Source organism: Leptospira mtsangambouensis, from assembly GCF_004770475.1.
GTDB lineage: Bacteria > Spirochaetota > Leptospiria > Leptospirales > Leptospiraceae > Leptospira_A > Leptospira_A mtsangambouensis.
Map to the genome: position 1 here is coordinate 29,939 of NZ_RQHK01000005.1, position 14,037 is coordinate 43,975.

Consider the following 14,037-nt stretch of genomic DNA (forward strand, 5'->3'; position numbering starts at 1 on the left):
CCCGAAAGAGGGAGGGAGAGTTCCCTACCTCAAGAAAAAAAGAGGCAGGGAACTTGTTTTTTTAAATTAGAAACTTGGGAACGGATCTCCAGTGAAATATCCATCAGTTTTCAAGTCTTGGCAAGAAATGATATTGGTAATTGTAGATCCAAGTAAAAAACCTTTGAATCCTTGGATGTCATTAACACACTGATCTACATCAGCTTTGACATAGTACTTTGCTGAATCAATACTTGCAATGTCAGCAGCAAGCACACTTAAAATCGAAACACTAGGTCTTCCCGCTAACAAGGTTGAATTGATTAAGTCCGTTTGAATGGCAGCATCTGTAATTCGAGAAGCAACTTCAGAACCTTTCTCACGATCGATCGTTGCGCCCGCTGGATTTAGGATCAGACAGTTGGTTAGCGAAAACGCTAAAGCAACAAAGAGTATTTTTTTTAACATAAATGTTTCCTTGAACAATGGTTTCACCATATATAAACCTGCCTTAGTTACGTTTCAAGAAAAATCTATACAATACTTTAATTTAACAAAGGTCAATCGCCCACGATAAAGATGGTGAGATACCAATTGTTTTTCTTTTTTTCAAAGAATGCCCTGTAGTCAAGAGGACTACGTAAAAACCTGTCACATACATAACCAGGTTTTCCCTGCGGTGTACAAATCTTTTTCCAGTTACAATTACTTTCCTTTTCTAGTCTTCGTCCATCTAAATCATCAGCTTCTGCTCTTACAATTTGGTAACTTAACTGTGTGATGGACTTTGATTCTTTTGAAGCATCTTCTCTAACATTCACATTCTTGCCAATGACCAAGTAGTGAGTGAATGGATCATAGTCTCCTGGGAAGGTTTCAAAAAAATAAGGAGCCACCATTTGGCCTTCTTTGTTTTGACGAAACCCTAACTTGATTGTTTCTTCCATCAATTCCCAAAAATTGGATGAGGATGGTTTTTCTGTTAGTTGGAATGATTTTAAAAAATCTTTTTTCCCTGCTTCTGCACCAAATGAAAAATGAATCTCTTTATCAATTACCTCTTCTAAGGCTTTTCGATCTTTAGATTTTAGAATCTTTTGAAATTTTGTTTTAAATTCGTTAAAACTTTTATCTTTCGCCGAATGGTCGATAGGTGTTAAAGTTTTTGCCGTAAAGGGATCACATGGCAAAAGAACGGAAGGGATCAGAAAAAACAAAAGGACAGAATGGTATTTTAGCATAAATCTTGCGAAAAAAATATACCATTCACTTGAAGGAATCAATTCTTTTTCGAGAGATTCGCCGCCATGTTGCATTGTTTTGTGATCCCCAAATTCTCCCGAATTTCATCTAAGGAAAGTTTTTTCCGTTTGAGTTCGCATACTTTTAAAAAAAGTTCTGCATACTCCTTATCCAATTTTTCACCCTCTTCATCTTCTTCCGTCAAAACCAGTTTGGCAATGTCCAAACAAGATCTCTCTGATTCAGGCAAAAGTTGAAAAATCGTTTTTACAGTTTCCTCTTTTTGTTTGCAGGGAACTGTAGAAGTTTGTTTTTCCTTTCCGATTAACGTTGAAAGACAAAAAAGAAAACTCAGGAGAAAGAAAGAAAATCGGATTTTATACATTGGCTAGATAAATCTTCTTCCCATTTGGATTTGGTCGAGTATCTTTCGTCCTATCCAAGAGAATTTATAAGCTTATGACCAAACCAACACGCAGAGAACACGACCTTTTGGGGGAACGAGATCTCCCCGCTGATGTTTATTGGGGAATCCATACCCTACGGGCTTTGGAAAATTATCCCATCACTGGAAAAACCATCGGGACCTATCCTGACCTGGTCCGTGCCCTTGCTTATATCAAAAAAGCTTCTGCCAAAGCAAACCACGAGTTGGGACAACTCACAAAAGAAACCACCCAGATGATCACAACTGCCTGCGACCGAATTCTCAATGGAGAATTCCATTCGGAATTTGTTGTCGATGTCATCCAAGGTGGGGCTGGAACTTCCACCAATATGAATGCCAATGAAGTGATCACAAACATTGCACTCGAGATGGCAGGTTTCGCCAAGGGAGACTATTCTCATTTGCATCCATTAAATGAAGTCAATATGTCCCAAAGTACAAACGACGTTTACCCAACTTCTATCAAAGTAGCGGCGGTATTTGCCATGAAAGGTTTACTTGCGGCGATGGAAGAACTTCAATTGGCTTTCCGCAGAAAATCAGAAGAATTCAAAGATATATTAAAAATAGGGAGAACTCAATTACAAGATGCCGTCCCCATGACACTCGGCCAAGAGTTTTCTACTTACGATGTTATGTTAGGTGAAGATATAAGCCGACTGAAGGAAGCCACATCCCTCATTGGAGAAATCAATTTAGGTGCTACAGCGATTGGAACTGGGATCAACACTGACATTCGTTATTCGCAGATTGTCACCGATATTTTATCAAATGAAACTGGCCTGAGTTTGATTGCAGCTCCAAACTTAATTGAAGCAACACAGGACACTGGCGCCTTTGTTCAGTTATCTGGTGTACTCAAACGAATTGCGACTAAGTTATCCAAAATATGTAATGACCTACGTTTACTTTCCAGTGGCCCACAAGGTGGATTTAACGAAATTAATTTGCCAGCCAAAGCCGCAGGTTCTTCCATAATGCCAGGAAAAGTAAATCCAATCATTCCAGAAGTGGTCAACCAAATTGCTTTTGAAGTCATTGGAAACGATATCACAATTACTTTGGCAGCTGAGGCAGGCCAATTGCAACTGAATGCTTTTGAACCAATCATTGCTCATAGTTTATTTAAAAGTATTGAACATCTAACAGCTGGTTGTAAAACTTTAGAACTTAACTGCATTGTGGGAATCACAGCAAACCGAGATTTACTTGAATCCCGAGCCAAAACTTCTGCAGGCCTTGCGACCGCTTTGAATCCGTACATTGGGTACGAAAATGCTACCCTAGTTGCCAAAAAAGCACTCTTAGAAAATCGACCTGTCGAATCCATTGTTTTGGAACTTGGTTTGTTAGAAGAAAAAAAACTGAAAGAGATCCTTCGACCCGAAATTCTCACCTCACCACATACACTTTAGGGATCGTTTATTTGTTGCTTTCTTTTCTAATTTTTAGAAAAATACGCTCGGATCTATCCGTAATTTATGAAACAATTAAGTATGGTATACCTAGTTGAAGATGATGTGATTACAACATTTCTCATCAAAACTTTGATGGAAAAGTTTTCCTTTGCAGACGAAATCCATGGCTTTCAAAACGGAGAGGAGGCTTTGAATGCCCTGCTCGCTGGTTCGGCCGATCCTGATATGTTATTTTTAGATTTGAATATGCCCATTATGGACGGATGGGAATTTTTAAGAGCCATCAGCAAACACCCCAAATACGCCAAACTTCCAATCTACATTCTAACCTCCTCCATTGATCCAACAGACAAAGCCAGATCAGAAGAATTCAAAAATGTAAAAGGATATCTAGTAAAACCACTTTCCTTGAAGGATTTGCAGTCCATCAACCCGGCAGTGGGCTAATGAGACATATTTTTTTTCTTTAGTTTTTCCAAGTAAGGTCGATCTTTAATATGTGAGACTAACGGACATCCCTTCTGTATCTTCTGTTTTGAACCGGATGGAATCCCTTTCCAAACTTTCAGAAAATCCCAAATCTCTTGTTTCCTTTCCTGATGTTTTAGAAAGGGAATGGAACCGTTCGAAGGCCCAGGATTCGTTACCTGTTCAAACTTCGAACCAAAATGGAGAAGGGATTTCCCTTCCCTTCCCTGGAGAAATTGGATCCAAAATTCCTGTTTCCTTCCAAGCCGATACAAAAAACAAACCAACCGATATTTTGGGAACGATTGAATCCATTGCAAAAGCCCAAGGTATGGACCCTAACTTAGTAAAGGCGATGGTCAAAGCAGAATCTGGATTCAAACCTAATGCCGTATCTCCGAAAGGAGCCATGGGTCTTATGCAACTCATGCCGGAAACCGCAGGATCACTCGGAGTGAATGATCCTTTTGACCCGGAGGAGAATATTGGTGGAGGAGTTAAATTTTTAAAGGGGCTAATGAAAGAATTCAAAGACCCAGAAAAAGCAATCGCCGCTTATAATGCAGGACCTGGAGCAGTGAAACGTTACAAAGGCATTCCTCCTTACGAAGAAACACAAAATTACGTAAACAAAGTCAAACGATACTACAAAGACTTTAGTTCGTAATCTGTTTTAATAGAAAGTTAAATACCCAAATTTTTTCTGTAATCCAGCAGTATAAAGATCAAACGGACGTTTTGTGGGAGTGATCGACCATGCTTCGTCCACTTTTTTCACAATAAAGTTCAAACTCTTTTCATTCTTAATTTTTTCGGCTGTGGCTCTTTGGATGAGGACATCATCTTCACTTATGGGTACGACAGCAAATGCTCTTTGGTTTCTTCGAAAGAGTCCGGATTTCTGAACCAATTGGATGTCTTGGTTCCAAATCCCATCTACATACAAAAACGATTTATCAGTTACCGTTTCTTCTCGCATATATTTGGTTTTGGTTCCCGTCTGAAAATAAAAGGCAAATGAAAATTCTTTTGGTAAGTAGATAGGATCTGATTTTAAAATAAGAGCCTGTCCAAAAGCTTTGGTTAAATTTTTGGATTGGAGTTCCCAAGGTTCTTTCTCAGAAGCATTTAGATTTTTGAATATAAAATAAATAGAAACGGCAATGGACACAACGATCACAATGGAAGCCGTGATGGTATTTAATTCTTTTTCTGTTTTTAATAAAACATGTCCAATGCCAAGCACAACCAGTGGTAAAAGGATTAACAATGCCGAAGTGTACCAAGTTTTGAATAAAAACCCAATGGAGTTAGGTCCAAAAAAATTTGTATAAGAAAAGTAAATGAGAGAAAGAATGAAAAACCCGAGATACCCAAGTAAAAACAAAAAGGGAACATTTTTCTTTTTATAAAATACAGATGTTTTTTGGGCGGCTTTCCTTGATCCACGGATTCCAGTAAAGATGACAAAAAAAGTAAACCCAAGATAGAACATGATAAAACTAGAAAAGAATGCAAGCGCTGTAAACGTAGGAAAAACGAGAAGGTCTGTCATCTTTTCCAATCGGAAAGTTAAAAACACTAAAAGTAGAAACACAAGACAAAGTGTTTCCGTAAAATAGGAAGTGGGAAATCCGTATGAAAATGGCAAAAAGGCAGCAAGATACACCAAAAGGTAGTGGTTACGTTTCCACTCTGTTGAACGAAGCAGTAACATAAACAAATGGAGGAAAAGGCTATAAAACAGACCAGCTAACACAAGAAAGGATGGAATATAATTCATCCCAAAAAGTTTTTTCCATGCCACAACAAACCAGATGGCCAGTGGCTCCCGAGAAGAAATAAGTCCCCCCTCTTCCACAGCAGCCTTAATATTGGCCAAAAACTCCCATTCGGTTTCCGTTGTGGGGAAAGGTCTAAAATAAGAGAACAGAGCAAAGCCCAAACTTAAGAGTAAGATGCTAAAAAGGAAAGGAAGTGGTGAAAAAGGTTTTGGGTCTCGCATCTTGGAAAAGGCTCAATTTGCCTAGTCCTGTATAAATTTTTAGGTGAAAATATTCCAGAAGATTTTCAATTATACATAGAATTTATAAAACGAGGCAAAGAATGTCCGCCGAAAAAAAAGAATACCTTCTCGTGGACGAGAATGGACAGGGAAAACCTGACAAACCGTGGATTTTTAGGACCTATGCTGGGCATACCAATGCAAAAGCCTCCAATGAGTTGTACAGAAAGAACCTTTCTAAAGGCCAAACAGGGCTTTCCATTGCATTTGATCTCCCCACGCAGTGTGGTTATAGTTCCGACCACGAGGTATCACGCCCAGAAATCGGAAAGGTGGGAGTTCCCATCAACTCACTCGAAGACTTTCGCATTTTATTCGACCAAATCCCGATCGAAGAGATGAACACTTCCATGACGATCAATGGAACTTCCATGTGGTTACTTTCGCTATATGTGGCCCTTGCGGAAGAACGCGGAGTTCCTTTGGAAAAACTAAATGGAACCACTCAAAACGATCTCATCAAAGAATATTTAGCACGTGGAACTTACATTTATCCTCCAAAAGATTCCATGAAAATCATCGTGGATATGTATGAATATTCTTTACACAATATTCCTAAATGGAATCCATCTAACATTTGTTCCTATCACTTACAAGAAGCTGGGGCAACTCCTGTTCAAGAGCTTTCCTTTGCTCTTGCCACAGCCATTGCTGTGTTAGATGCCATCAAAGAAAGAAATTGTTTTTCTGATGACGAATTTGAGCAGTGTGTGGGCCGAATTTCCTTCTTTGTGAACGCAGGGATTCGTTTTGTTGAAGAGATGTGCAAAATGCGCGCTTTCACTGAAATGTGGCAAGAGATCACCACAGAACGTTACAAAGTAAAAACTGCCAAATACCGAGTATTCCGATATGGAGTACAAGTAAACTCTCTCGGTCTCACAGAAGAACAACCAGAAAACAATGCATGGAGGATTCTCATCGAGTCTCTTGGTGTGACACTTTCTAGAAATGCAAGATGTCGTGCCCTCCAACTTCCTGCTTGGAACGAAGCATTATCTTTACCAAGACCTTGGGACCAACAATGGTCACTTCGATTGCAACAAGTCCTTGCGTATGAAACAGACCTTCTGGAATACCCAGACATCTTTGAAGGATCCAAAGTCATTGAATCCAAAGTGAAAGCTTTGAAAGAAGAAGCAAAACTTGAAATTCAAAAGATTATCGATATGGGTGGGGCTCTCGTTGCGATTGAAAATGGTTATATGAAGTCTCAACTTGTGAAATCACAAACAGAAAGACTATCTAAAATCAATTCCAATGAACTTGTAATCGTTGGTAAAAACAAATGGACCGATGGAATTAAGTCTCCACTGATGACTGACTCCGATGGTGGTATTTTTAAAGTAGATCCAAAGTCCGCAGAACAAACATTAAACGTTCTTGGAGAGGCAAAATCTCGTCGCAATGCCGATCTTGCTAAAAAGTCTTTAGAAGACTTAAAACAAGCAGCAAAAGATGGAAAAAACCTAATGCCTTATTCCATTGCTTGTGCCAAAGCACTAGTCACCACTGGAGAATGGGCCGATGCACTTCGCGAGGTTTATGGAGAATACAACCCACCAACAGGTGTCGATGGACAAAAACTCTTTTTGTCGGACGATAAGGTTTCGACAGTTCGTGGGAAAGTAGAGGCATTCACAAAGGCAAATGGACATAGACCAAAGATTGTTGTGGGAAAACCAGGACTTGATGGTCATTCCAATGGCGCTGAGATGATTGCTGTTTCTGCAAAACACAGTGGTTTTGATGTGATTTATTCAGGCATTCGACTCTCCCCAGAAGAAATCGTACAATCCGCAGTGGAAGAAAATGCCAATGTGATTGGACTATCCATCCTTTCTGGTTCTCACAAAGAAATCGTAAAACAGTTGTTTGATGAACTAACACACTACAAGGCGAAAATCCCTGTAGTGATTGGTGGAATCATTCCTGAATCCGATTTTGATGAACTGAAAAAAATGGGGATTCGAGAAATCTTCACTCCAAAAGACTATGATCTCATGTCGATAATGGAAAAAATCATCGACATCGTTGCAGCAGAACCGGCTCTCGTTTAAGACAAAAAGCCGAAAAACTCCCTTCCATTGTGGATCTTACTTATCTGCAATGGAAGTATCCTTCTTTAATTTATTTCTTATGAATGGCGCATCCCTTGATTGATACTAAAGAATCTTTATCCCAATTGGTTTCTAACGCACTACAAGGCGAAAAATATCCGATTGCTAAAATCATTTCAAAAATTGAAACAGAAAAGAATCTAGAATTTCGCGAGTCCTTATTCCAAGAACTTTCCCTTCAAAACCCAGACACTAAAGAAGGACTTACCATCGGGATTACTGGAACACCAGGGGCCGGCAAATCATCGTTACTCGGCGAACTTTGTAAACTTTTTTTAGATTTTGCCCCAGACAAAAAAATGGCCATTGTTGCCATTGACCCTTCTTCCAATCTGAGTGGAGGTTCCATCCTTGGTGATAGAACAAGGGTGACTCTACCCCGAAGGGATACAAGAATTTACTTTAGGTCCCAACCTTCCCAACTGGAACTAGGAGGACTCAATCCCTATACTTATCATGTCATCCGATTCTTACGAAGAATATTTGATTATGTATTTATAGAAACAGTTGGTATAGGCCAAAACGAAATTTCTGTTTCTCTCATTTCCGATTTATCCTTTCTTGTGATGCAACCACTCGGTGGAGACCAAGTACAATTTATGAAATCGGGGATTATGGAAGTTCCAGAAGCATTTATCATCAACAAATGTGATGAAGAGTCTTTGGCAAACTCCAGTTATTATATGTTAGAATCCACTTTGGAATTCATCAAAGACATATTACCGAATCAGTCGCTTCCACCGATATTCAAAACATCAGTCACTAAACGAAAGGGTATCGAAGAACTATTGTTATACATCCTGCAATATCAAAAAAGAAAAGACAAAAATTCAGAAACACTCACCCAACTTACACAGTGGATACGAAATGAATATGGAAGATGGGGAATTTCCATCTGGGAAGAATTAGAATCTTCCAAATGGAACCAGGCAGTCAAACGAAATCCGCTCGGTGGGATTCATAAACTCAAGTATGAAGAAGAAGAACGTAAAATCGTTTCTTTCATTCAATCAAAAATCAAATAAGGACTTTTAAAAAAACCTCTGGGATAGGGCATGGTTTCCTTTCCGCATAATCAAAAAAAACGATTGCTGTTTTAGCGCGAGCGATTTCCTTTCCCCCATTTTTATGGGTAATTACATAAACCATTTCCAAAGATTTTTTAGACACATTGTCCACAAAAAGTTGCATCATCAAATCATCTGGGAAAAAAGCCTCGGATTTATATACAATCGCAACATCCGATACAACAATCCCCTTCCCTTCCACATTGATTTCTGTCCATCCATGTGAATGAAAAAACCGAGCTCGGCATTCATGGGTTAAGGTCAAAATAGCATCATGAGCAAGATGGCCCGCAAAGTTGATATCAGAAATCCGAACACTTAAGTTCGTAGAATAAATTTGTTTTTCTGGAATATCAATTGCAATCCGAGCCATTAGTCAACAAACCATTTGTATCTTTCATCAACTAACTTCTCCTCTTCTTTCAAGCGGTCCGCATTCCAACCAAGAACTTTTGCAATTTTTTTGTTCAAACGAGTTTTCTCTACTAGATCAAGTGTCCCAACAGTACCAACCCCAGAACGTCTAAAATAAAAATCTGTTAGATGAAAAATATCTTCATGAGTGACCATATATTCCACTTCTTCTTCATAATAGATCTCACCATTTGGGATCCGATACGTTTCTTTTCCTTCTAAAGATAAAACCTTCCATGTAACACTACCATAACGTCTGGCCAAGGTCTCTAACTTTGCACCTTCGGTTTTTGGGAATTTAAACTGTAATTCGTTTACAAGTTCCTTTAGACTTTGGTATCTTCCCCCAAGTAGTGGTGTAAACTTTGTGGCGCATGGAGATTCCTGGCCTTTTGTGTAACTGTCAATTGCATTTACTAAATTTTCTGCAACAGCACGGCTCGTTGTATACTTACCACCTAACGCAGAAAAGAATCCGGGGAACCCTTCGTTTTCATAATGAAAAATTTCCGATTTCCTAGACGCAGAATAAGTTCCTTCTGTACTCCCTGGGTCTTCTACCAGTGGGCGAAGGCCACCGTAATAATAATCCACATCTTTTAAAGTGAGTTTCGCAAATCCAAAACTATAATTTACTTCATCTAATAAATCCACAAGTTCTGACTGTTTGACTTTAAAAGCATCCGGATCATCGTCGTAAGCTGTATCGGTCGTTCCAACAATGGTTTTTCCACGCCAAGGAATGACAAAAAGATGAGAGCCATCCCTTTTGGACAGAACAACACATTCATTTCCACATATATTACGAACCACTGCATGAATTCCTTTGGAGCGGACCAGTTTTTTCTCTGCAGTGACTCCCGTCATAGATTCAATCACATCCGCCCAAGGGCCGGCCGAATTCACAACCACCTTACTTGATACAAGTACCTTTTTACCGGTAAGTGTATCCGTAAGACCCACCGTATAACCACCGCTATTTTGTTTTCTTAATGTTGTGACGGAAAGATAATTGAAGGCATGAGCTCCCTTTTCTTTCGCAGATAAAATAAATTCCGTTGTATGTTTTTCTGGATTGGGATTTGCATAATCATAATATTGAAAACAACCCTTCAAAGATTTTCGATCCAGCCCTAATACTTTATAGATGGTTTCTCCTAACGAATTCCATCTATATCTAGGAAGTTTTACATCAGCATCAATCTCTTGATTTCGATCAAAGGAAAGAGCATTGTATAGTTCCATCCCCAGAAACAATTGGATACGTTGGAACCAGGAACGAATCGGAATGATAAACCCCATCGGCCGCACGGCATGAGGAGAAATTTTGGCAAGATACCTTCTTTCCGAAAGTGACTCACGTACAAGTCCAAACTCAAGATTTTTTAAATATCTAAGTCCACCATGAATGAGTTTCGAAGTTGCTTGGCTTGTTCCGGAAGCATAATCATTTTTTTCTAATAGAAGGCAATTATAACCACGAAGGGTTGCATCCCAGAGAACATTTGCACCGGTAATCCCTCCACCGACAATGATAATATCGTATTCCGATTTTAGATGACCAAGTCTGTTGTTTTCTTTTTTTGTAATTTGTTTCATGGGTTTAACATTTGATTGGGAGTACGTTTGGCAAAATTTTGAAATGAGCAGGAAGTTGTCCCATATTTTCGCCATCTACATCGATAAAAACATCTTCGTCAGACTCAGCAGTTAGTTCGGTGATTTGTTTGGAAATGACTTTCGAATCTTCAGACAATTTTCCTCGGTACAAATAACCAAACTTTCGAAGGGTCTCCATCACCGTCACATCTTGAATGGCAAGTAAATCCATTTTGCCGTCATCGAGTTTTGCTTTTGGAGCGAACCACATTCCACCACCCGCATACTCTCCGTTAGCACAGACAATCAACCTACATTTGTTTGTAATTTTTTCAAATTTGGAAAGTGTCAGAGTAATCTTTTTGTTGGTATAGGTGAATAAACCAAGAATCGAATATAATAAAAATACTCCCTTACCTCCGATGATATGCGCCAATTTTGACCGATTGACCTTATAAACCACCTCACCACCCATTCCGAAATCAGCCAAATTCAAACATAGGTAATTTCCCTTTGTTTTGTCGGCTTTCGTATAAGTGACTGCAATCAAATCAACGATCCGTTCTTTTCCGATAAGGATTTGTTCCAACGCCTTGATGGGATTTTTTGGAACTTTGACGGTTTTTATAAAGTCGTTTCCTCGCCCAGCAGGGATAGGACTAAAAATAACATTTTTATGAATTAACTTTCCATTTTCAAAAAGACCATTGATCACATTCGAAAAAGTTCCATCCCCACCGATGCCTACAATCCAATGAAACCCTTGTTTGACGGCATCTTTTGCAATGTCACGTGCGGCTCTTTCTTTGGTTGTGGCTTCAAATTCATAAGGAATTCCTTTTTTAATTAATTCCGGTTCTACTTTTTTCCAGACTTTCGCAGAGAGACCTCCACCAGATACAGGATTTAAAATCACTTTCATCTTTCTCATTAAGTCTCTCCTTTATTCCCAGAAAAAAGTCCATAGAATAATACATGTTCAATTGTTTCTAAATAGGCTTTTTCACTTTTGATTTCATTTTGAAAATGCCCATCCAAAATCACTTCTACTGCGCCACGAATCATCCCCCATGCAACTGCCACATTGGGATAAGTCCCTCTTGTATTGATAAGGTTTTCTTGTTTTGCTTGTTTATAGATTTTTTCTAAAAGTGTCAAACGATTGCTTCTTTCTTCAGTTAGCAGTTGGCTCATATCTTCTGACACGTTGTTAATATTTAAATTAACACCACATTGTCTGGCAACAAGATACATATGACGATCCCCCAAACAATGATCAATGTATGCCCTGATTGCCTTTCTAGACATTTCTATAGCAGTATGTTCCTCTAAAGATTTTTCCAAACGTTTACGCAAACGAACATAATCTTCATATTGAATGCGCGCCATCAAATCATCTTTACTTTTAAAATGGAGATATATGGTTCCGCGCCCTATCTCCAATTGTTTTGCTATGTCATCCATCTTCACTAAAGATGGATGTTTGGTTCTAAAGAGTTCAATGGCACAATTGAGAATGTCTGCTTCTCTTTGTGCAAATTCGCGTTTTTTCCTTTCAGAAACACCCATTATTTAAGTCCTAACAATCCGCCTGGATTCATGATTCCTTTTGGATCAAAAGTCTTTTTAAGAGAAGATAAAATTCGAAGTCCTTCTTTACCAACTTCCCCTTCCATCCAAGGAGATAACATCCTTCCAATTCCGTGGTGGTGAGAAAGCGATCCTCCATGTTTATGGATGCTGTCGATAATTCCTTTGTGAAATTTCACAAAATCCGTAATTTCATTTTTCTCTTTTATAGGACTTAAAAATATAAAATACAGATTGGCTCCATTTTCATAGGCATGAGAAATATGTACCATACAAGATGTGTTTTCATGACTTTTGATATAAGCTCTAGTTTTCTCCCATAACTCATGTAAGTTTGACCAACTAACCGCTGTCTCTAAAGTATCAATTCGAATCCCTTCATCCATCAAATAATCTCTAAGATACGCACTCGAATACCTTTGGTGTAACCATTTGTTTACCGGAGATTCTCCTGTAGAAAACCCACCATTCCGTTTCGCAATTTTTTTGATCTTTTTTAATACTTCTTTTGCATACGAAGGATCACCATCAATGATGATATGCATAAGAGACCGTTCCATCGGTTTGTACCCAATGAATCTAAGAAAATAATCTTCTTTACCACCATGAAGGCCACTCATATGAAACGAGATATCCGTTTCTTCTGGGTCTTGGATACGAAAGAAATGTGGTTTCCCAAAACCTGCTTGCATCACATCCCGCATTGTTTCCACGGCTTTTTCAAAGTTTTTAAAAATGAAGGAACCTTTTGCAGAATTTTCCGGATGGAATTTGCGAATTTTTAATGTTGCTCTTGTGATGACACCGAAACTTCCTTCAGTTCCTAAAAACAATCGAAATAAATCTGGACCAATGGATGCAGCAGGATAGGCCTTTGATTCAAACTTACCAGAAGGAGTAATCGCTGTTAGACTAAGAAGTATATCTTCGATTTTTCCATAACCAGTGGATGCTTGCCCAGCACCTTTGGCTGCAATCCAACCACCGACTGTTGAGAATTCGAATGATTGTGGGAAATGACCACAAGTATAACCACGTTCATTTAAATGTTTTTCTAAAACAGGACCGTATACGCCTGCTTCTACAGTCACAGTCGAATCAATTGCATTAAATTCAATGATACGATTCAAACGAGATAAATCTAATGAGATTCCACCTTTAGGAGCCTGTAATGCTTTTGTGACTGTCGAACCTGCCCCATAAGGAATCACTGGAATTTTACCTGCATTGGCAAGTGAAATGATCTCAATGACTTCCGCTTCATTTTTAGGAGAGACAACTACATCAACTACATCAGTCACTTCACCAAATCTTGCTTTATAAATTTCGGTATAAAACTTTCCAATAGAATGTCGAGCACGAGAAGGATCGTCTAACAAAACGTGGTCTTTCCCAACAATTTGTTTTAGTTTTGTGATGGTTGTTTGCGAAAGTTTAGATTTTTTTAAGGGGTTAAGTGGAAGTTCTCCTTTCGGCAGAGAAGCTTTGAATTCTTTATCAACGGGGAACTGCTCTTCCAAAAATTTTAAAGTATGTTCAGGCAGTTTTTCTTCTACATCGGGAGATCCCCATTTATAAATATCACGAGTTTGCATATTGGTAACCAAAGTCCTTATTTGTCCAAAAT

Annotated in this window: 14 protein-coding genes; 5 read left to right on the forward strand and 9 right to left on the reverse strand. The window is 38.8% G+C overall.

Going from position 1 to position 14,037, the window contains the following annotated elements; genetic code table 11:
- Positions 1–66: 66 nt before the first annotated feature.
- From EHR01_RS08295 to EHR01_RS08305, 3 genes are all read right to left on the reverse strand, one after another.
- A complete protein-coding gene (locus EHR01_RS08295; RefSeq protein ID WP_135694228.1) occupies positions 67–447 on the reverse strand; it encodes a TIGR04452 family lipoprotein in 381 nt (126 codons plus the stop codon).
- Positions 448–539: 92 nt separating this feature from the next.
- Positions 540–1,220: an SH3 domain-containing protein gene (locus tag EHR01_RS08300; RefSeq protein WP_135694229.1), complete on the reverse strand. Its 681-nt coding sequence runs from the start codon at positions 1,218–1,220 to the stop codon at positions 540–542.
- Positions 1,221–1,258: 38 nt separating this feature from the next.
- Positions 1,259–1,606 (reverse strand): hypothetical protein, encoded by a 348-nt coding sequence (locus EHR01_RS08305; RefSeq protein ID WP_135694230.1) that lies wholly within the window; start codon positions 1,604–1,606, stop codon positions 1,259–1,261.
- A gap of 74 nt (positions 1,607–1,680) precedes the next feature.
- Here EHR01_RS08305 and EHR01_RS08310 point away from each other — a divergent pair, with 74 nt between their 5' ends.
- The 3 genes from EHR01_RS08310 to EHR01_RS08320 all read left to right on the forward strand — a co-directional run bounded on the left by EHR01_RS08310 (position 1,681) and on the right by EHR01_RS08320 (position 4,222).
- Positions 1,681–3,084, forward strand: coding sequence for an aspartate ammonia-lyase (locus tag EHR01_RS08310; protein ID WP_135694231.1), 1,404 nt, complete (start codon positions 1,681–1,683; stop codon positions 3,082–3,084).
- Positions 3,085–3,150: 66 nt separating this feature from the next.
- Positions 3,151–3,534, forward strand: coding sequence for a response regulator (locus EHR01_RS08315; RefSeq protein WP_135694232.1), 384 nt, complete (start codon positions 3,151–3,153; stop codon positions 3,532–3,534).
- Positions 3,535–3,586: 52 nt separating this feature from the next.
- Positions 3,587–4,222, forward strand: a complete 636-nt coding sequence (locus EHR01_RS08320; protein ID WP_135694233.1) for a lytic transglycosylase domain-containing protein — start codon at positions 3,587–3,589, stop codon at positions 4,220–4,222.
- A gap of 6 nt (positions 4,223–4,228) precedes the next feature.
- On the opposite strand, the gene EHR01_RS08325 is transcribed toward EHR01_RS08320, so the two are convergent.
- Entirely contained in the window at positions 4,229–5,560 is a 1,332-nt protein-coding gene (locus EHR01_RS08325; protein WP_135694234.1) for a hypothetical protein, read from the reverse strand.
- 101 nt (positions 5,561–5,661) lie between these two features.
- Between EHR01_RS08325 and EHR01_RS08330 the strand changes: the two genes are divergently transcribed.
- The gene (locus EHR01_RS08330; RefSeq protein WP_135694235.1) at positions 5,662–7,680 is read left to right on the forward strand and encodes a protein meaA; all 2,019 of its coding nucleotides are present in this window, start codon (positions 5,662–5,664) and stop codon (positions 7,678–7,680) included.
- Between the two features lie 83 nt (positions 7,681–7,763).
- Positions 7,764–8,765, forward strand: a complete 1,002-nt coding sequence (locus EHR01_RS08335) for a P-loop NTPase family protein (protein ID WP_425269981.1) — start codon at positions 7,764–7,766, stop codon at positions 8,763–8,765.
- Here the strand turns inward: EHR01_RS08335 and EHR01_RS08340 are convergent.
- Genes EHR01_RS08340 through EHR01_RS08360 form a run of 5 tightly spaced genes read right to left on the reverse strand, consistent with a single transcriptional unit; the run spans position 8,758 to position 14,005 of the window.
- Entirely contained in the window at positions 8,758–9,180 is a 423-nt protein-coding gene (locus EHR01_RS08340) for an acyl-CoA thioesterase (protein WP_135694237.1), read from the reverse strand. The two genes, EHR01_RS08335 and EHR01_RS08340, sit on opposite strands and share 8 nt — an antisense overlap.
- Positions 9,180–10,820, reverse strand: a complete 1,641-nt coding sequence (locus EHR01_RS08345; protein WP_135694238.1) for a glycerol-3-phosphate dehydrogenase/oxidase — start codon at positions 10,818–10,820, stop codon at positions 9,180–9,182. The genes EHR01_RS08340 and EHR01_RS08345 overlap by 1 nt, the downstream gene beginning before the upstream one ends.
- A 4-nt stretch (positions 10,821–10,824) precedes the next feature.
- Entirely contained in the window at positions 10,825–11,751 is a 927-nt protein-coding gene (locus EHR01_RS08350; RefSeq protein WP_135694239.1) for a diacylglycerol/lipid kinase family protein, read from the reverse strand.
- Positions 11,751–12,389: a TetR/AcrR family transcriptional regulator gene (locus EHR01_RS08355; protein ID WP_135694240.1), complete on the reverse strand. Its 639-nt coding sequence runs from the start codon at positions 12,387–12,389 to the stop codon at positions 11,751–11,753. The genes EHR01_RS08350 and EHR01_RS08355 overlap by 1 nt, the downstream gene beginning before the upstream one ends.
- Complete coding sequence (locus tag EHR01_RS08360; protein WP_135694527.1) at positions 12,389–14,005, reverse strand: FAD-binding oxidoreductase; 1,617 nt, start codon at positions 14,003–14,005, stop codon at positions 12,389–12,391. The genes EHR01_RS08355 and EHR01_RS08360 overlap by 1 nt, the downstream gene beginning before the upstream one ends.
- Positions 14,006–14,037 lie beyond the last annotated feature (32 nt).